The organism is Sphingobium sp. Ant17, assembly GCF_000588875.1.
Taxonomy (GTDB): domain Bacteria; phylum Pseudomonadota; class Alphaproteobacteria; order Sphingomonadales; family Sphingomonadaceae; genus Sphingobium.
Map to the genome: position 1 here is coordinate 72988 of NZ_JEMV01000010.1, position 18689 is coordinate 91676.

At 63.4% G+C, this 18689-nt stretch carries 20 protein-coding genes; 11 read left to right on the top strand and 9 right to left on the bottom strand.

The features are described 5' to 3' along the window. Window positions 1-5: 5 nt before the first annotated feature. From BF95_RS06745 to BF95_RS06770, 5 genes are all read left to right on the top strand, one after another. The gene (locus BF95_RS06745) at window positions 6-1175 is read left to right on the top strand and encodes an FAD-dependent oxidoreductase (RefSeq protein WP_043150328.1); all 1170 of its coding nucleotides are present in this window, start codon (window positions 6-8) and stop codon (window positions 1173-1175) included. Between the two features lie 73 nt (window positions 1176-1248). Then, window positions 1249-1983, top strand: a complete 735-nt coding sequence (locus BF95_RS06750; protein ID WP_235209601.1) for an SDR family NAD(P)-dependent oxidoreductase — start codon at window positions 1249-1251, stop codon at window positions 1981-1983. Continuing rightward, complete coding sequence (locus tag BF95_RS06760) at window positions 1980-3842, top strand: TetR family transcriptional regulator (RefSeq protein ID WP_235209602.1); 1863 nt, start codon at window positions 1980-1982, stop codon at window positions 3840-3842. The genes BF95_RS06750 and BF95_RS06760 overlap by 4 nt, the downstream gene beginning before the upstream one ends. Window positions 3843-3903: 61 nt before the next feature. Beyond that, complete coding sequence (locus BF95_RS06765) at window positions 3904-4461, top strand: gamma carbonic anhydrase family protein (RefSeq protein ID WP_043150329.1); 558 nt, start codon at window positions 3904-3906, stop codon at window positions 4459-4461. After that, window positions 4458-5033 (top strand): malonic semialdehyde reductase, encoded by a 576-nt coding sequence (locus BF95_RS06770; protein ID WP_043150272.1) that lies wholly within the window; start codon window positions 4458-4460, stop codon window positions 5031-5033. The genes BF95_RS06765 and BF95_RS06770 overlap by 4 nt, the downstream gene beginning before the upstream one ends. Before the next feature lie 33 nt (window positions 5034-5066). Here BF95_RS06770 and BF95_RS06775 read toward each other — a convergent pair whose 3' ends face one another. From BF95_RS06775 to BF95_RS06785, 3 genes are all read right to left on the bottom strand, one after another. After that, a complete protein-coding gene (locus tag BF95_RS06775; RefSeq protein WP_043150274.1) occupies window positions 5067-6290 on the bottom strand; it encodes a cytochrome P450 in 1224 nt (407 codons plus the stop codon). A gap of 79 nt (window positions 6291-6369) precedes the next feature. Then, the gene (locus BF95_RS06780; RefSeq protein WP_037476407.1) at window positions 6370-7533 is read right to left on the bottom strand and encodes an acyl-CoA dehydrogenase family protein; all 1164 of its coding nucleotides are present in this window, start codon (window positions 7531-7533) and stop codon (window positions 6370-6372) included. An 18-nt stretch (window positions 7534-7551) separates the two neighbouring features. Further along, window positions 7552-8214, bottom strand: coding sequence for a GntR family transcriptional regulator (locus BF95_RS06785; protein ID WP_235209603.1), 663 nt, complete (start codon window positions 8212-8214; stop codon window positions 7552-7554). Between the two features lie 157 nt (window positions 8215-8371). Here BF95_RS06785 and BF95_RS06790 point away from each other — a divergent pair, with 157 nt between their 5' ends. Then, window positions 8372-8824: a hypothetical protein gene (locus BF95_RS06790; protein WP_235209604.1), complete on the top strand. Its 453-nt coding sequence runs from the start codon at window positions 8372-8374 to the stop codon at window positions 8822-8824. 23 nt (window positions 8825-8847) lie between these two features. Here BF95_RS06790 and BF95_RS06795 read toward each other — a convergent pair whose 3' ends face one another. Genes BF95_RS06795 through BF95_RS06805 form a run of 3 tightly spaced genes read right to left on the bottom strand, consistent with a single transcriptional unit; the run spans window position 8848 to window position 11185 of the window. Next, complete coding sequence (locus tag BF95_RS06795; RefSeq protein ID WP_043150276.1) at window positions 8848-9561, bottom strand: TetR/AcrR family transcriptional regulator; 714 nt, start codon at window positions 9559-9561, stop codon at window positions 8848-8850. Between the two features lie 6 nt (window positions 9562-9567). Beyond that, window positions 9568-9933, bottom strand: coding sequence for a hypothetical protein (locus BF95_RS06800; protein ID WP_043150278.1), 366 nt, complete (start codon window positions 9931-9933; stop codon window positions 9568-9570). Window positions 9934-9949: 16 nt separating this feature from the next. After that, entirely contained in the window at window positions 9950-11185 is a 1236-nt protein-coding gene (locus BF95_RS06805) for an acyl-CoA dehydrogenase family protein (protein ID WP_043150280.1), read from the bottom strand. 205 nt (window positions 11186-11390) lie between these two features. Here BF95_RS06805 and BF95_RS06810 point away from each other — a divergent pair, with 205 nt between their 5' ends. The 5 genes from BF95_RS06810 to BF95_RS06825 are packed head-to-tail and all read left to right on the top strand — an operon-like array spanning window position 11391 to window position 16089. Beyond that, window positions 11391-12227 carry an SDR family NAD(P)-dependent oxidoreductase gene (locus BF95_RS06810; protein WP_043150282.1) on the top strand — a complete coding sequence of 279 codons (837 nt, stop codon included), beginning with the start codon at window positions 11391-11393 and terminating at the stop codon, window positions 12225-12227. Window positions 12228-12247: 20 nt separating this feature from the next. Then, window positions 12248-13615, top strand: coding sequence for a phytoene desaturase family protein (locus BF95_RS06815; protein WP_235209605.1), 1368 nt, complete (start codon window positions 12248-12250; stop codon window positions 13613-13615). Continuing rightward, window positions 13612-13824 (top strand): hypothetical protein, encoded by a 213-nt coding sequence (locus tag BF95_RS28820; RefSeq protein WP_235209606.1) that lies wholly within the window; start codon window positions 13612-13614, stop codon window positions 13822-13824. Before BF95_RS06815 ends, BF95_RS28820 begins: the two co-directional genes overlap by 4 nt. A 12-nt stretch (window positions 13825-13836) precedes the next feature. After that, window positions 13837-14931 carry a phosphotransferase gene (locus BF95_RS06820; protein ID WP_043150335.1) on the top strand — a complete coding sequence of 365 codons (1095 nt, stop codon included), beginning with the start codon at window positions 13837-13839 and terminating at the stop codon, window positions 14929-14931. An 18-nt stretch (window positions 14932-14949) separates the two neighbouring features. Continuing rightward, complete coding sequence (locus BF95_RS06825) at window positions 14950-16089, top strand: epoxide hydrolase family protein (protein WP_043150283.1); 1140 nt, start codon at window positions 14950-14952, stop codon at window positions 16087-16089. A gap of 2 nt (window positions 16090-16091) precedes the next feature. Here the strand turns inward: BF95_RS06825 and BF95_RS06830 are convergent, their stop codons facing one another. The 3 genes from BF95_RS06830 to BF95_RS06840 are packed head-to-tail and all read right to left on the bottom strand — an operon-like array spanning window position 16092 to window position 18689. Further along, the gene (locus tag BF95_RS06830; RefSeq protein WP_043150285.1) at window positions 16092-16922 is read right to left on the bottom strand and encodes an SDR family NAD(P)-dependent oxidoreductase; all 831 of its coding nucleotides are present in this window, start codon (window positions 16920-16922) and stop codon (window positions 16092-16094) included. Window positions 16923-16941: 19 nt separating this feature from the next. Then, window positions 16942-18315, bottom strand: coding sequence for a phosphotransferase (locus BF95_RS06835; protein WP_043150287.1), 1374 nt, complete (start codon window positions 18313-18315; stop codon window positions 16942-16944). After that, window positions 18312-18689, bottom strand: coding sequence for a nuclear transport factor 2 family protein (locus BF95_RS06840; protein WP_037473643.1), 378 nt, complete (start codon window positions 18687-18689; stop codon window positions 18312-18314). Before BF95_RS06840 ends, BF95_RS06835 begins: the two co-directional genes overlap by 4 nt.

Here is an 18689-nt window from a genome sequence, read left to right on the forward strand (position 1 = left end):
TGGCGATGACAGGCTCCCCGCATATTGTAGTGATCGGCAGCGGTCTGGCCGGCTATGGCGTCCTGCGTGAGTTGCGCAAACTCGCGCCGGACGCCCGGCTGACCTTGGTGACGCAGGATGACGGGCATTTCTATTCCAAGCCCGCTTTGTCCACCGCGCTAGCCAAGGGCAAGGTGGCCGATACGCTGGTCACCACGGCGGCGGAGAAAATGGCGACGCAGTTGAAGCTGGACCTGCGCGCCGGGCGGGTGGTCGAGGCGATCGACCGGCAGGACAAGGCGGTGCTGACCACCGGCGGGCCGATCTTTTACGACCGGCTGGTGCTGGCCCTGGGGGCGGACCCTATACGGCCGCCAATTGACGGCGATGCGGCCCACCGGGCGATGGCGGTCAATAGCATCGACCATTATCGGGAATTTCGTGAAAAATTGCCCGACGGCGCGCGCGTGCTCATCATGGGCAGCGGGCTTGTGGGCACGGAATTTACCAATGACCTGGCGGCGAGCGGTTATAGGCCGGTCGTGGTCGACATGCTCGGTCATCCACTGGCGCAACTGGTGCCGCTCGCAGTGGGCGCACGCATCCGCGATGCGCTGAGCGCCAAGGGCGTAGAATGGCATCTGGGTCGCAAAGTGATGGCGATCCACAAAGCTGACGGTGGCATCCGCGCGGAACTGGACGATGGGCTGGTGGTGGAGGCCGCCGTAGTGTTGTCCGCCGTTGGCCTGCGCCCGAATGTGCAACTGGCGCAGGATGCTGGGCTGGACGTGGAGCGCGGCATCCTGGTCGACCAGACCGGCCGCACCAGCGACCCGGATATCTATGCGATCGGCGACTGCGCCCAATATCCCGGCGGCCTGGCCGCCTATGTCACGCCGATCATGGCTGCCGCGCGCGCGATCGCGCCCAGCGCGCTGGGCACGCCGACCGACATTCGCTTTCCGCCGCTGTCAGTGCAGGTCAAGACGACCGCCTGCCCCGTCGTGCTGCTGCCCGCGCCGCAGGGCGTGGCGGGTGCGTGGGAGGAAGCGGCGAACGACGCGATGGGCCTGAAATATCTGTTCCGCGACGGCGATGGCGCCATCCGCGGCTATGTCTTCACACAGGATTATTGCCAGGAACGCATGGACATGGACCGTGCCCTGAGCGAGCCACTAACGGGAGTTGCGGCGTGACGGCTTTGGTACAGGACAAGGTTGCGATCGTCACCGGCGGGGCCAAGGGTTGGGCCATGGCATATCACGCTGCTTGGCGCGGGAGGGCGCGCATCTGCTCATCACCGGGCGCGACGGCGCGGCGGCGGAAGCGGTAGCGGCAGAGATTTCGGCGGAGTTTGGCGTGCGCGCCGTCGGCATGTCCGCCGATGTCGGCGTCAAGGCGGACGTAGAAGCGATGATCGACCGCGCCGTCGCCGAATTTGGCGGTATCGATATTCTCGTCAACAACGCCTCGCTGCTGTCGGACAACGTCCTGCTGGAACAGAAGACCGACGAGATGCTCAAGCGTACGCTGGAAATCGGCACCTGGGGCAGTTGGTGGGCGATGCGCGCCGCCTTTCCACATATGAAGGCGCGGGGCGGCGGGTCGATCGTCAACTTCTATTCGATCGATGCGCAGACCGGTGCCTGGCTGCATGCCGATTATAATATGAACAAGGGCGCGATCATGGGCCTGACCCGCAGTGCGGCGGTGGAATGGGGGCGGTTCAACATCCGCACCAATGCGATCGCGCCGACCGGCATGGGCCAGGTTTTCGCGCAACTGGTGCAGGACGTGCCGGGCTTTCTGGACATGGCGACCGCCAGCAATCCGTTGAAGCGCGCGGGCGACCCGGAACTGGATATCGGCCCGGTGGTGCTGTTCCTGGCGTCGGACATGTCGCGTTTCGTCAATGGCGAGCTGATCAACGTGGATGGCGGGCAGCATCTGCCCGGCTATGTGAGCGTTCCGCACAATCTTGCCGAGATGGAAGCCCAGACATGAAATTGATGCCGCACACCGACTGGAGCGATATCGTCGCCACCGATCAATCCGGCAGCGTCCAGAAAATCCTGGATGGCACGTTGCGCGCGATCGGCAGCATCGGTGCGCGGCGCCTGTCGATGAGCGACATCAGCGAGGCGAGCGGCGTGTCGCGCGGCACGCTTTACCGCTATTTCACGTCCAAGGAGGACGTTCTGGCGGCAGTCAGCGAATATATATGCAGCAGTTTTGAAAAGGGGATTATCGAAGCGGGTCAAGGCATAGCCGACCCGATCGAGCGGTTCCGCGCGGTGATGCGCTTTTACGGCCGCTTCACCATCGAACGGTCGCCCGACGGCATATTCGAGGTCGAACCGGCCTTCCACCTCAATTTCCTGCGCAGTCATTTCAGCCGCCACAAGGCCGCCGTGCAGCAGGCGCTGGACCCGGTACTCGACCATTTCGAGATGCTGACGGGCAGTCGCCTGGACCGCGACATTTTCTGCGACACGATGGTGCGGTTGCAACTGAGCACCCTCATCATTCCGGCCACGCCGCAATGGCTGGCCATTTGGAACGGGGCGCCGACCGGTTGTGCGAATGGGCGCTGCAAATCGCCGGCCACCATGCCGAACACAAGAGAGGATGAACTGATGGCTACCCTGGCAAAGTTAGAATCTACCACCAAGGTCGGCTTCGCCGACAAGAGCGTGGCTGACGCGCTGGTCGAAAAGGCGCGCAGCCTGCGCGATTTCCTTCAGAGCGAGGCGCCTGCCGGCGAAAAACAGCGCTGTCCGACCCCGGCGGTCGACAAGATGCTGAAGGACGAAGGCTTCCTGCGCCTGCTGGTGCCGCAGCGTCTGGGCGGTTTTGGCCTGTCGCCGACCGATTTCTGCCGCGTACAGATCGAAATCGCGAAAGGCGATCCAGCGATCAGCTGGGTTATGCAGATCATCAACGGCACCAGCTGGATCACCAGCCTGGCCCCTGATGGCGTGCAGGATGCGGTGTTCGCCGACGGTCCGCAGACGGTGTGCGGCGCGTACAACCCGCCCGGCAAGGCGCGCAAGGTCGATGGCGGCTGGATCATCAATGGGAAATGGCCCTATATGTCCGGGTCACGCCAGTCGACCTGGGCGCAGCAGGGCGTGGTGCTGGAAGATTATGACGGTCCCGTCGTTCCGGGCATCAACATGTGCTACCTGCCGATGGACGCGATGACGATCGAGGACAGCTGGTTCGTGTCGGGGATGCAGGGCACCGGGTCCGACACCGCGATCGCCAAGGACGTGTTCATTCCCGACGCGCAGATGGCGCTGATGACCGAGAGAACCGGCCAGATCGACCCGACCAAGCGCCATTTCGGTGCGCCGTCCGACCTGCTGCCCGCCGTTCCGGTCGTACGCACGACCGGCATCGCGCAGTTGATCGGCGCAGTGGAGGCGATGCTGGAAATCGTGCGGGCAGAAGCGCCCAAGAAGCCGGTGCTGACCACCATCATCGGTCCGCGCACAAGTTCCGGCGCCTATATGCGCGACCTGGGCGAGGCCGCCGCGATGATCGACACGGCGAAGCTGATCCTGTTCGACCTGACCGCTAAGCTCGACCGGGTCGGCCTGGGCGAGGAATTCACTATGGCGGAGAAGGCCAAGCACCGGGCAGCAGGCGCGCAAATGATCGAACTGGTCCATGGGGCGAGCGAATCGCTGATGTTCCAGGTGGGGTCTTCGGCCTTCGCGCTGGACAAGCCGATCAATCGCTATTGGCGCGACGTGTCGATGGCGACACGGCATATCCAGAATATCCCGACCATAGGCTACGAAATCTTCGGTCGCGCCTTGACTGGTGCGGACCCGATTTCGCCGCCGGGCGCCTATTGACCCTCGGCGCCGCCCGCTCGACCGAGTGGGCGGCGCTGCTGTCGGTTGAAGGATGATCGCGATGTCCCCCGCCTATGTCGATCCGACCGTTCGCCTCTTCGGCGACGTTCGGCTGGGTGAGGATTGCAGCCTATGGCCCTATGCCGTCATCCGGTGCGAGCGGGCGTTCGTCTCGGTGGGCCGCTGCGCAAGCGTGCAGGATCATGCGATGGTCCATATCGGCTGGGACGATCCGACCGTCATCGGCGATTATTGCACCATCGGCCACCGCGCCGTGGTGCATGGCTGCACGATCGAACCGGCCTGCCTGGTCGGGGTTGGGGCAACGATCATGGAACGATGCGTCATTGGCCATGGGTCAATCGTGGCGGGGCATAGTTTCCTGCCCCCCGATACAATTGTACCGGCCCATTCGCTGGTGATGGGAACGCCTGGCCGGGTCGTGCGCCAAATCGACAAATTGCGCGACCATGTGATCGACGCGCTGCTCTATCGCGACAATGCGCGCGGCTATGCGCGGGGCGATCATCGGGTGTGGAACCGAGCGGACCGGGAGGCGCTTGGCAGGGAGGCGGACGACATACTTGCTGGCGAAGCGCCGAGTTGGGGAGCTCCATGACCGACATATTGGACCGGCTGTTCCGGCAGGCGCGTACCCATAATGGCTGGACCGACCAGCCCCTTACCGGCGCGATGGTGCGCACGCTCTACGATCTGGCCAAATGGGGGCCGACGACTGCGAACAGCAATCCCGCACGGTTCGTCTTCATTCGTTCGGCGGAGGCGAAGGCGCGGCTGATGCCGCACATCAATGCGGGCAATGTCGATAAGGTCGCGCAGGCGCCCTGCACCGTCATCATCGCGGGGGACACGCGATTTTACGAGGAATATGCTACCCTGTTCCCGTCCCGCGACATGCGGAGCGTGTTCGAGGGGAAGGATGCGCTGATCGCCGAGACGGTGGCGCGGTCATCGACCTTGCAGGGCGCTTATCTCATCATGTCGGCGCGAACGCTGGGGCTGGATTGCGGGCCGATGTCGGGCTTCGACGCGGCGGGCGTGGACAGTGAATTTTTCCCCGATGGACGGTGGAAAGCTAATTTCCTGTGCAATATCGGCTATGGCCGAGCCGAAGCGCTGCATCCGCGGAACCCGCGCCTGGATTTTGACGCAGCCTGCCTGGACCTATAGGGCGTCCGTCGCGAGACGAACGCCCGCCATCGATCAGGCGGCAGGGGTCCAGACCAGCGGGAGTGCGACGGGCTGGATCATGCCCAGATGGCATTCGACCGTGTGACCCGGCGCAATACGGAATTGCGGGATGCGGGCGAGAAATTCCTCCATCGCGATCCGTAATTCCCGCCGCGCCAGATGCATGCCCACACAGGTATGGATACCAAAGCCAAAGCCGACATGGCGTGGCTTACGGTCTAGCCGCACCTGTGTCGGCGCATCGAACTCGGCCGGATCGCGGCCCGCGAGCGTGGTCGACATCGCGACCTTTTCCCCCGGCATGAAGCGCACGCCGGCGACTTCCGTTTCCTTGATGCAGGTGCGAAAGGTCGTGACCGCGCCATAGGCCCGCATCAGTTCATCAATCGCATGCGGGATGTCGGACGGATTGGCGCGCAGATGCGCCTGATCCTCCATCGCGCTGCCCAGATGTCGGAAATGCAGACCCATATTGGTCGAGACGGTATCAAGCCCGCCGATGAACAGGTTGAACATAAAGCCCAGCAGTTCATCCTGCGTCAGTGGCCGATCGCCGATCCGACCCTGCACCCCGAAGCTGATAAGGTCGTCGCGCGGATTGGCGCGTCGATCGTCAATCTCCCCGCCCAGATAATCGAGCACGCTGCGTGTGGCCTCGGCAATCTGCGCGAGGTCGTGATTGTGGAGCAGGTTCTTTTCCCACTCCATGAATTCCGCTACCCGGTCATGCGGCAGCCCCATCAGATCCATGAACACCTTGATCGGAAATTCGAACGCGAACTCGCTCATGAATTCGCACGAACCGAGCGCGGCGAACGCGTCGATATATTCGATCGCATATTGACGGATCTTGCCCTCCAGCGCGGCCATCGCCTTGGGCGTGAAGGCCGGGTTTACCATCTGGCGGAACGGGCCATGGGCGGGCGGGTCCAACTCAGCGGGCGAATTAATCCAGTTGCCGCCGACCAGTTTGGAATAGGGGGAAAAATCGGTCGACGAAAAATGTTCGGTGTCCAGGTAAATGGCGCGCAGATGCGCCATGCGCCGTGGCACCCAGGCTGCGGTTCCGCCCGGATAGGCGTGAGGCGCATAGATGATGTCGGGGCCTTCATGCACCGCCATCGCCATATCGTCGAACGGATCGCGGTTCGTCGTCATGCCAAAGATGAAGGGAAAGTCGGGCTTGACCAGATCGGCCGGCACATGGTCGGGAATGGGTTGCGGGGGGAACATCATGATCGTCTGTCTCCTTGATCGGCGGGGAGACTGCGCGCCCGCCCCCGCCATTTCACCTGTCTTTCAGAAGGGCCGGGGTTCAGAAGGAACGCGGCAGCCCTAGGCTTTCGGCGATGCCGTTGCGCACCATTTCATTGGTGATAGGGCCGATCCGCCACAGTCGGCTGTCGCGCCAGTAACGCTGCATGTCGGTTTCGGCGGAATAGCCCATCCCGCCCAATATCTGGATGCCCAGGTCTGCGGCGGCATTGGCGTTTTCCGATGCCATGAGTTTGAGCATATTGGCCTCCACCCCGACATTTTCGCCGCGCGCCTGTTTGTCGGCGCAGAAATGCAGCATTAGTTCGGTGGTCTTCTGCATGGTCGCAATGTCGGCGACATAATGTTGCAAGCTCTGGAATCGGCCGATGACCCCGCCGAACGCCTTGCGCTGCTTCATATAATCGAGCGCATCTTCCAGCACGCCGTCGATGACGCCAAGGCAGAAGGCGCCGACCATGATCCGTTCATTGTTGAGCGTGGGCAGCAGCATGTACCAGGCCTTGTGCGGTTCCCCCAGCACCTGTTCGTCGGCGACGAAGGCGTCCTCGAAATGCACCGAGCAACTGCCCATCGAGCGCATACCGAGTTTGGCGAGCGGGGTGATCTTCACGCCCGCTGTGTTGATCGGCACCCAGAACAGGGTCAGCCCCTGGTGCTTCTTTTCAGCGTCCTTGTCGCTGCGCGCGATCACCAGCAGATAGTCGGCGACATGGGCGGAGGAGGACCAGATCTTTTCGCCATTGAGTTTCCAGCCCCCCTCGACCCGTTCGGCTGTCGTGGTCATCGCGCCCAACAGGTCGGTGCCGCCGCTCGGCTCGGTAAAGGCGATCGCGGCCTTCAATTGCCCGGTGGCGATCAGCGGCAGATATTTCGCCTTTTGTTCGGGCGACCCATAAAGGCCGATCGATTTCGACCCGGCAAAGCTGGTGATGCCCCAGATCCAGGCGAGGCCACCCAGCGACCGGGCCAGTTCGCGCGCCAGCAGCATCTGCATGACAACATCGCCGCCTTGCCCGTCATACTCCTCCGATATGCCGATGCCGTGAAAGCCCGCTTCGGTGAATTTGTCCCACAGCGCGAAGGGGTAGTTGTGTTCGTCCTTTTCCAGCGCGCGCGCCCATTCCTTGGGCACTTCCTTGTCGATCCAGCGCCGCGCCATGTCCTGAAAGGAACGATATTCCTCTGGCAGTTCGAAATCCATGTCCTGTGTCTCTCTTGCTTATCGGGAAGGGTGATCGGATGCGGCCGGGCAGCCTGCATCTGCGATGGCGATCAGGCGCGTGGCCATGCGATCGAGGCAGGCCAGCACGCCGGGATGGTCGCCCGCCTTGAACGCCGCGAGGATCGCCTGATGCTGTTCCAGGCCAATCGTCGTCAGCGTCTGGAGGCCATGCAGCAGGATGAAGCGGGCGATCAGACCGCGCCGGTCAAGGGTCGAGCGCAGCAGTTCGCGGTTCGCCGACGCGGTGATGAAGATGGTGTGGAAATCCAGCCCAGCGGCAATCGCTCCGGCATAGTCGTCCCCGTCCAGCGCCGTGCGATAGTCAGCGATTGCCTGATCGAGCAGGACTGCTTGCCCTGCGCCGATATGGCCCATCCCCCAGGCATAGCCCAGCCGCCACAATTCCCATTGCACGCGCAACAGGTCGCGGGTCGCGGGGAAATCAATCGGGGTGACGCGCTTCAACCTATGCGCCTCGATCTCCACCAATCCTTCGGATGCCAGCGTGCCAAGCGCCTCACGGATCGGCGTGGCGCTGACGTTCAGACTGGCGGCGAGTGCGGTTTCGCGTAGCAAGGTGCCGGGCGCGATAGTGCCGGACACGATGGCGTCGCGCAGGCGATCGACCACCGCCTGCCGCAGGGTGGAGGGCGAACGCAACGGTTCCCCCATCATTCCGCCCGATGGCGGCAAAGACGGCGCTATGGCCGGTGGGAGGTTGGGCAATTCCATAGTCTATAGAATGATTGCGCCGAGCCCCAACTGCGCCTGTCGAGGGATAGGGTCGAGCGAGAGGGATGCAGGCTAGTGCGGAGTCATGAACTGCCCGAAATGTCGCGCGCCGATCGATGGCTTTGGAACCGGCTGCATTGCGTGTGGCCATAGCGGCGGCGACCTGCGCCGGGCATTGTTATGGACGCTGGTCCCGACCGGCGTGATTGCCGCGACGCTGGGCGCATCCATCGCCATCGCCGAAGCGCATCGCACTGGCAGCAGCCGAAACCGCTACAGCAATGCGATCGAGGAAAGGGATGCGCCCGGACGAACGCAATCCTTCGCCAAGCTGATGCATGATGCAGGCGAGGTCTGTACAAGTACGAAGCGTTCGCTGTTTCGGGGCGACATCGGCACCAATGCGGTCTGGGCCATTGGTTGCGGCGACACCGGCGACTGGATGATCCTGATCGCGGACAATGGCGCGACCCGCGTGGCGCAGTGCGGGCCGCTGGAAAAAGCAGGCACCCCATGCTGGACGCCGCTTGATTCTTGATCGTTCGGCGGGACGAGCCCGCTTTAGCCGACCGGAACGCCCTGCCCCACCGACCACCAGTCAAGACTCGGCCCGTCGCGCGCCAGCCGTAGCCACACCGTGTCGAACGCCGCAGCCAGCATGACGGGCGAAGCATCCAGCGCCCTGAAAGTCCGCAAGAGCATTTCGTCCATATAGGAACGCGGAGCCATGCCTCCCCGCATCAGCCGCCGCCGCGCTTCGATCGTGACCCCGACGATAAGGTCGACGGCCATGTCGCTGGAAGCGAAATCCATCTGCCCCTTCTGCCGGGCATCGTCGAGCGCATCGCGGACCATAAGGTCAAAGCTGCTGGCGCGTTCGAAATAATTGACATAATCTACGCGACAGGTAAAGCCGCTCCAGCGCGGATCATGCCAGGCGCGCAACATTGTGATCGCCACGCCGCCCACCGCGCGCAGCAACGGGGCGTCATCGTCATCGAACAGCCGACGATAATCGCCGATCATGCCCGCCGTCAGCCGCTCGCCCAGCGCATCGACGGCGGCTTCCAGCGATTCGAAATATTTGTAGAAACTGCCGCGCGACACGGCGGCCGCCTGGATCACGTCGTCGATCACCAGATGGCCGTTCGCCTGACCCGGCTGATACAGGTCGAATACCGTGTCGAGCAGCCGGTCGCGCATCCGTTCCCGCCGCAACGCCGCCGCCCGGCTGCGCGGGTCGATGGCGGGCGGGACGGATGTGGTCTCGGACATGGCCTGCTACTGCATCGGATGGAAATAGCGCGCAAGCAGGCTGCCATCGTCGCCGAACACATAATGTTCTATGCTGTAGACCTTCATCGGATGCCCGTCATGCACACCTTCGTTGCGGACGTAGATGACCGCTTCGTTGCCGCTGACCTTCACATCCTCCACCACCAACTGCCAGCCGAGAAACTGGTCGCATAGCGCCTCCAGCTTGTCCCACCCCGCCTCCACCGGGGCCGTCGCAGGATCCTGCACCTTGAACCCGCCCGGCGCTATGGCGCGGAAGGCAGCCATGAAATCATCGATTCGGCCTTCGCTGAACATGATGGCTTGGCTGGTCAGAAATGTCGCTATCTCCTGCGTCGTGGGTATCGGCATCCATTCTCTCCTGTTGTTATGCTGTTGCCCAAGCGGGTGCGGGCGCAATGTCCGGCAGCAGGCGGATGTTGGACGGCATGCCCGCAATCGCGCGGCCGTACAGCTCGATCGACAGCGGCGCGTTGAGCGCATTGTGGCGGGTGCCGACATTGAGGTCGCGCCAGAGGCGCTGGAGCGGGCTGGCCAGCGCAAAGGCGCCCGGCCCCGCCACGTCCATCAAGCGGTTGCCCGCCGCGCGCAGCAATTCCATCGCATAGCCGCAATCGGCCTGGATCTGCGCCTTGTCATAGCCGGTCAGCACCCGTTGCTGCGCGCTATCGTCCAGCAGCGCGGCGGCTCGGCGGATGTGGAGCCAAGCCGAATCGATCTCTATCGCCGCCCGGCCCATCAGGCCGACCAGCGCCTCCGACCCGCCCTGGCTGGCATAAGTCCACCCCACCACGGGCCGCCCGGCCATCGCCTGCGTCACGCCCTCCAGCAGAGCGCTCGCCGCGCCTAGCATCGGTGCCAGTACGCCCAGCGGAAACAGCGGCTCCATAGGCCAGCGGTCGCGCGGCTCCAGCCCTGCCATCGTTAGCAGCAGATCGGCCGATGGCGCGCGGCCCGTCCACAGGACCAGCGCTTCGGGCACGAAAAGGTCGTCCGCAACGATCATGTTGCTGCCCGACCCGGCCATGCCTGCGACGTGCCAGTTATTCTCGATCCGGCATGCCGCATCGCGCAGGTCGAGGAAGGCCATGGCCGCTTCGCCCCCTTGCGCCGTGTCGACCATGACCCCATTGAGCGCCCAATCGGCGTGTAGGCAGCCCGATCCATAGCCCCAGCGGCCCGACACGCGATAGCCGCCCGCCACCGCCACCGCCTTGCCGGTCAGGGCCGAAGCGCTGCAAAACAGTTCGTCCCCAGTGCGGAACAGCAGGTCGGTTGCCGACGATGGCAGGGCCAGAGCGGTGCCAGTGATCCCCGACAGCAAGCCATAGGCCCAGGCGGTGCCGACACAGCCTTTGGCCAGTTCCGCCACCGTTTCGATATGGGTGATGAGGCGATGGCCAGGCCCGCCAGCACGGCGTGGCGCCGTGATGTGAAAAAGGCCGGATTCCTGTAGCCCCGCCATCACTGGTGCCACGATCCGCCGTTGCCGCTCACAATCGTCGGCATAGCGTTCCAGCAAGGGCCGCAGCGATGCCGCAACCCTGACAGGGTCCATCACTTGGACGACGCGCCTGTGTGTCTGCATCATTTCGACCGGCATGATCGGCTCCCCTCCATCCGCTTGGATATGTAATGACATTATTGTCGTTATATGCAATGGCCAATTGTCGGTGGGATTTCATCTGCTGCTTTGGGAAGTCCCCCTGCCTCCCGATAGGCAGAGTGAAGACAATTGCCTTATAGGGTCTGGCGCTAGCCATCAGAGAGCCGGCGAACGGCTGGCACCAAGAGAGGATTTTCATCCGATGCGTAAGATCGACTTGCCTGCTTTCGATGCCGCCGCCTTCGCTGCGGCTTATGGTCCCTGGGCCGTCATCGCGGGTGCTTCGGAAGGCACCGGCGCCTGCTATGCGCGGCAACTGGCCGCCATGGGCATCAACCTGGTGCTGGTGTCGCGCCGCCTGCCTGCGCTGGAAGCGCTAGGGCAGGAACTGGCCGCAGAACATGGCATCGCCTTTCGCGCATTGACCGCCGACCTGACGGAAACGGGCGAGGGATCGCGCCTGGTGGAGGCGACGGCCGATCTGGATATCGGCCTCTATATCTCCAACGCGGGCGCGGACGGCGCGGGCAACAGCTTCTTTGGCGTGCCGGTCAAACGGTCGCTGCGCCTGCTGACCATGAACGCGGCCAATGTGCTGGAGGCCGTCCATGGTTTTGGCAACCGGTTCCAGGCGCGCGGCAAGGGCGGTTTCGTCATCATGTCGTCGGGCGCAGGCCTGGGCGGACAGCCATGGTTGGCGATGTATTCGGCGACCAAGGCGTTCGAATTGAACTTCGTGGAATCGCTCTGGGCCGAACTTGACGGCCAGAATATCGACATTGTCGGCGTCGCTGCGCCGATCATGGACACGCCCACCCTGCGCCGCGCGACCGAAGGGCTGGGGATGGATTATAGCATCGCTTATGATCCGGCCGAAGTGTGCGCGCTGGCGCTGGCCATGCTGGGCAAGGAGCCGCTGGTGATCGTGCCCGATGGTCCCGACGAAGACAAAATCCCGCAGATCCAGGCCGACCGCAAAACCCGCCTGCTGGCGCTGGCGGAATGGGGCAAGGCCTATACCGCCGCCGCCACCGCCTGAAGCAACAGAGGACAGAGAGCATGACCGATCAGGTGGACGTCGTCGTCATTGGAGCCGGGCATAATGGCATGGCCGCGGCCGGCTATCTGGCGCGCGAGGGCAAGAAGGTGCTGGTCGTCGAGCGGATGGCCAAGGTCGGGGGCATGACCAGTTCGGGCTATATGATCCCCGAAGCGCCCAATCATCTGGTGACGCCCTGCGCCGTCGAACTGCTGTTCGCGCGCAAATCCGGCATAATCGAGGATTTCGAGCTGGCCAAATATGGCCTCAAAACGGTCGATCCCGACCCGACCTATGCTTATCTGCACCCCGATGGCAGCTCCATCGCGCTGTTTTACGATTACAAACGCACAGCCGAGGACATAGCCCGGATCAACCGTAACGACGGCAAGGCCTATCTGGAATTCATGAAGACGCTGAACGTCATGATGGACATCGGCTTTCCGATGATGATGGCGGAACCAGGTCGGCCGGACATGAAGAACCTGTCCAAGATCATCGGCAGCGCAGTGCGCAACGTGCGGCTGAAGGACGAACTGGTCGCCCTGTCAAAGGCGACGGCGGATCAGGTCGCATGCGAACGGTTCGAACATCCCGCCACCATCGCGCTGCTGCTGGGCATCGCGGCGGGTGCGGGGCCGGTGGATGATGACGGCAATGCGGCGGCCTATATGATCTTTGCCGTCACGCATAAATATGGCACTGGCAAGCCGATCGGGTCGCTCCAGTCCTTTTCCGACGCGCTGGCGCGCAGCATCGAAGCGTCCGGTGCGACGATCCTGCTTAACGCCCCCGTCGCCGAAATCATTGTCGATGATGGCGCGGCAAAGGGCGTGCGGCTGGAGGATGGCCGGGTGATCCCGGCGAAGATGGTCATTGCCACCTGCGACCCGCGCACCGCCATGCGCATGACTACACCGGGCGGGGTCGATCGCGCACTAATGCAGCGGATTGAACATGCGCCCTCAAACCGGTCCAACGCTGCGCCGTTCCTGGCCAATATCGCGATGTCGGGACCATTGCGCCTGAAGAAGCATCAGGATTTGCGCCATGACGACGCGGACCTGAATAAGGCGGTCGGCCTGATCGGCACGTCCGAAGAAGTACGCGAATCCTTCGCCACCGCGCGGCGCGGCGACATTCCCGATCGCCATGCGATGTCGCTCAGCCGCTGTCGAACAGCGACCCGACGCAGGCACCGCCGGGCGGATCGCTGGCCTATGTCTATCTGCCTGCCATGGCGGTGGATGCGCGCGAGGGCTGGTCGCCCGCGCTCAAGGACAAGACCATGTCATCGGTCATCAGCCATCTGGGCGAATATTATGACGGGCTGGACACCGAAGTCGGGCGTTTCGTGGAAACCGCGCGGGAACGGGAAAAGCGGTTGAACGTCACCAATGGTTGTGTAACCCATATCGATTTCGGCGCGCTGCGTTCGGGCGTGCATCGCCCCGCCACTGGCTTTGGCGGTCCCAAGCCGCCCTTCCCCGGATTTCTGATCGGCGGCGCGGGCGCGCATCCGGGCGGCGGCGTGTCGGGCATTGCCGGCCGGATCGCGGCCAATCGCGCGCTGCGTGAACTCAAGAAAATGAAATAAGGGATGGATGCCATGACAAGTTTCGTAAATCCGGTCGGCATCCCTGCAAAGCTGGAGAATGTCACTGCCGAATGGCTGACACAGATCATGCAGGCGCGCTATCCCGGCATCGTGGTGCAGGAGATGGAAGCAGTGTTCCTGCGCAACAGCCACACGACCAAATATCAGGTCAAGCTGACGCTCAACGATGTTGGAAAGGCGGCGGGTATCCCGGAGAATGTATGCCTGAAGGCTAATTGGGCGCAGTTCGAAAGCCAGGGCATCTGTCGTTTGGAAGCCCGGTTTTACGAAGATTTTCGCCGCCTCGTCGCCTTCCCCGCGCCCCGCTCCTTCTTCGAGGCGTGGGATCCGCGCGATGATAGCGGCCAGGGACTGGTCGTGATGGAGGATCTTTCGATCGAGGGCGGCCATTTCGGCGTCAGCACTGACCATATGGGCGTGGAGGAAGCCGCGCGCGCCGTCGCCAGCCTGGCGAAAATCCATGGTGCCTTCTGGGATAGCCCGGTACTGCACGCGGCCGACTGGCTGCCCGTGTCAATGGTGACGGCAGTCGACGCGCAGCAGCTACACATGATGTATAGTTTTGCGGAAGCAAACCATGCAATGCCTGAATATCAGGCGTTCCTGCCAAGCTGGATCAAGGGCGACCTGTCGCGGCTGCATACGGTGTTCGACGCGCTGGTCAACTTCGCGCAGCATAAGGAACAGGGACCATGGTGCCTGGTCCATGGCGACAGCCATCAGGGCAACAGCTATCTGCGCCCCGACGGCGAGCGGGTGTGGCTGGACTGGCAACTGGTACGCAAGGGGCGGCCGATCCGCGACTTCACCTATTTCCTGCTCGGCGCGCTGACGATCGAGGAGCGGCGCGCCAATGAACGCGACCTGTTGCGCCATTATCGCCGCTGCCTGATCGAAACCGGGGCGCAGGGCGTACCGGACGACGAGACATTGTGGGAATATTATCGCCGCTGGCCACCCTATGCGATGCAGGCATGGATCGCCAATATGGACGAGTGGGGGCAAAAGGGGATGCACATCGTCGAGCGTATCTTCGTCGCGGGCGAGGATTTGGGCACGGTCGAAGCGCTGGGCGTCACTTTCTAAAGATAAGGGAAAAGCGCCATGTCGGATTCCATCACGCCCTTTACAGTGGCCATTCCGCAGGAGGCTCTGGACGATCTGCATCGGCGGATCGTTCACACACGCTGGCCAGCAGCGGAGACGGTTGCGGACTGGAGCCAGGGCGTGCCGATCGCCGCGATGCGCGACTTGTGCACCTATTGGGCCGATGGCTATGACTGGCGGCGGTGTGAGGCGGCGCTCAACGCCCTGCCCCAGTTCATGATGCAGATCGACGACCTAGCGATCCATTTCCTGCATGTGCGCAGCCCCCGGCCCGATGCCGTGCCGCTGATCCTGACCCATGGCTGGCCCGGATCGGTGCTGGAGTTCATGAAGGTCATCGGCCCGCTCAGCGATCCTGCGACCGCCGATGCGCCAGCCTTCCACCTCGTCATCCCGTCCCTGCCCGGCTATGGTTTTTCCGACAAGCCCATCGCGACCGGATGGGGCGTCGAAAAAATCGCAGACGCCTGGATCACGCTGATGCGGCGGCTGGGCTATGATCGTTTCTTCGCGCAGGGCGGCGACTGGGGCGCGGCGGTCACGACCGCCATCGCCATGGCCGCGCCGCCGGAACTGGCGGGCGTCCACCTCAACATGCCGCTGGTCTTTCCCGAAGCCGGCGACTTTGCCGACCTGACGCCCGCCGAGGCCAAGACGGTCGAGCGGATGCAATATTATCAGGACCATGATGCGGGCTATGCCAAGTTGCAGGGCACAAGGCCGCAGACGGTCGGCTATGCGCTGGCGGATTCTCCGGTCGGGCAGGCAGCGTGGATCTACGAGAAATTCCAGGCTTGGACCGACAATGGTGGCCGGGCGGAAGACGCGCTGAGCCGCGACGACATGCTGGACATCATCAGCCTCTACTGGCTGACCAACAGCGGTGCTTCATCGGGGCGGCTTTACTGGGAAAGCGCGGGCGCGTTCAAGGCGCAGCGGCTGGACCTGCCAGTCGGTGTCAGCATCTTCGCGCAGGAAATCTTTCGCCCCTCGCGCCGCTGGGCCGAACGCAGCTATTCCGATCTGGTCCACTGGAACGAACTGCCGGTCGGCGGCCATTTCGCTGCGTTCGAGCAGCCTGCGCTGTTTGCAGTGGAATTGCAGGCCTGCTTTGGCGCGATGCAGCCCCGCGCCTGATTTCAGCTCGGCAGGAAGCTGAGTGGTGCGCCCATGGTTGCGCGGTAGGACACAGGCTGCTTGCCGTCCGTATCGCGCAGGCCATAGCCTTCACCCAGTTCCGCGCCGATCAGCGCCTTGCCTGACAGGGCGGCAAGATCAGGATCGTCCATCAACCGGTCGAGGACCAAGCCGGAAAATTCCGGGGTTTCCCAGGACGGCAACATCGCGCGCAACTCTTCGGGCAGCATTTCGGGTGGCATGGCGCGAACCGCATCGGTCAGGATGAAACCGGGCCACAGGGATACCGCCGACACGCCATGGGGCGCCAGGTCGATCGCCATGTCGGCGGTCATCTTGTCCGTTCCTGCCTTCGCCGCGCCATAGGCTGGACCGTGGAAATAGGACACTGCGCCGTAGAAGGATATGCTGGCGATCAGACCCCTGCCCGCCGCGACCATCATAGGTGCTGCATGATAGGCGGCGACATAGGCCGATCGCAGGCCGACATTTATCATGTCAGCCAGATGGAGTGGCTTTTCCCAGAAACCTCCCGGTGCGATCAGGTCCATTGCATGTACGGCCGCGACATTGTTGACCAGCAGGTCCAGCCTGCCGCCGGTCCACTCCGCCAGCTTGGCGAAGGCTGCGGCCACCGCATCATCGTCGCGATGGTCGCAGAGCAGCGCCAGCCCTTTGCCCCCGGCCCGGTCGATCTCCGCGACAACGGCGTCCAGTTCTAACCTGTCCCGCCCAGTGACGGCGACCCTATGGCCGCGCGATGCCAGGCCCCTTGCGATGCCACGCCCCAATCCGCGCGTTGCGCCTGTCATCAGCACCATCTTGTCGCTCATATGCCTGTCCCTGTTCTGTTCATGCCCTGCGCGTGACCGGCAACACCACATTGCTGGCCGCCACGCCCAGCGCAGTGGGGCCAAAAAGCTGGAGCTGCCGCCCCTCTATCGTGCCAAGTAGGGTGATGAGCGCCGCGTCCTCGTCCGGCCCGGCAGCGTTCACATACGCCTCCAGCGCCGTGGCGGCCGCGTTCCAGTCCTGAAACGGCCGATCCAGCAGCGCCGTCACATCGGCGATGTTGCGTGCGACCATATCCGCGCCATGGGCATCGGCGCGCTCCGCCCATTCGACCAGTTCCGCCACCTGCCTTTTCTGCATCTGCGCCCCTTCGTCGGCCATGGCCAGTCCGGCCAGCGTATCGGCGATCTTGGCCATCAACGGCGCATTGTCACCCTGTCGTTCGACCAGTGGCGGCAAATCGGGCAGCGCCACCCCCGACAGGGCGGACAGGGCCAGCAGGATCGACCGGCGCAGTGCCAGGTCGAACATCAGATAGACCGAATGAGGATCGCCCGCTTTGGGCGCACCCACGGTCCCGGTGAACTGCATCGTGCCCAGCAGGGAAAATTGCAGGACGTGGAACAGCACCGCGTCATGGTCGACCGGCTCGCCCGTCGCCTCTTCATAATAGCCGACCAGTTCCGCCAGCGGCGCGCCCAGCGGTTCGAAACTGTCGCGCATCCCCATCGTCGCGATATCGACCAGCGGATCGCCGATCATCGAAAATTCGAAATCATACAGCTTTGTCATCGCGCCCTGATCGACCAGATATTGGCCCGAATCGAACTGGATGAAGCTGGCTTGAGTGCGGTAATCCGGCACGTTGCGACGCAGCCAGCCGATCACGAACGCCAGCAAAGGTTCGGGGCGGCTCTTGGTGCGCCGATAATGCGGCATATAGGCGTCCAGCCCGGCCAGCGCGATCGCCTCGGCACCGTCCGGCTGGTGTAGCCCGGCCGCGACGAAGGGTTCGATCGGCAGCCGGTGCATCGCCGCGACGGCGTGCATATAGTCGCGCCCGATCGCGATCCTCGTTGCATCGTCCAGGGTAGAGAAATCGCGCGTACCCGCTATCGCTTCCATGACGATGCAGGGCGGATCGGCGAGATAGCCATGGATTTCCGGTACCGGCAGTCCCTGCCTGTGAAGCAGGTCGATCACGTCCGCCTCACGCTTGAGGTCGGGAAAGATCGACACGTCGCCGCCCCGGTTGCCGCGCAGGTGGAGGCGGCGCACCACCCCGTCCACCTCCACATTGGCGAACCAGGAAGGGCGCCAACGGATCAGCCGTTCCAGGCCCACGACTTTGCCGCCGGTCAGGTGTTCGACATAGCCGGTGATGCGCCCGACCGCCGCATCGTCATAGTCGTTGAGGGGGACGGGGCCGCTCACGGCGCGAAGGCCTCCGCTGCGGCGCGCGTGTCCATATATTCTCGCCCCGACAGAATCTGGCCGTCGCGGATCACCAGCAGATTATGATAGTCGTTGCGATAGACCCGGTCGGGGAAGATCATTTCGCCGCGCACTTCCACCGCGACCCTGTCCCCTTCGGCCGTGATGCCGACCACCTGCGCGCTGCGCCGCTGCGCCGACAACAGGCCGCCGGTTACGCTGGCGATGAAATCGGCGCGGCTCATGTCGCCAAAGCCTGATATCCACCATGTGCAGTCGGGATGCTGCAACGCTTCGATCGTTGCGGCGTCCCCCTCTTCCACCGCCTGCATGTAGCGGCGAGCGACCGCCTTGTTCGCTTCGAGGTCGGCCAT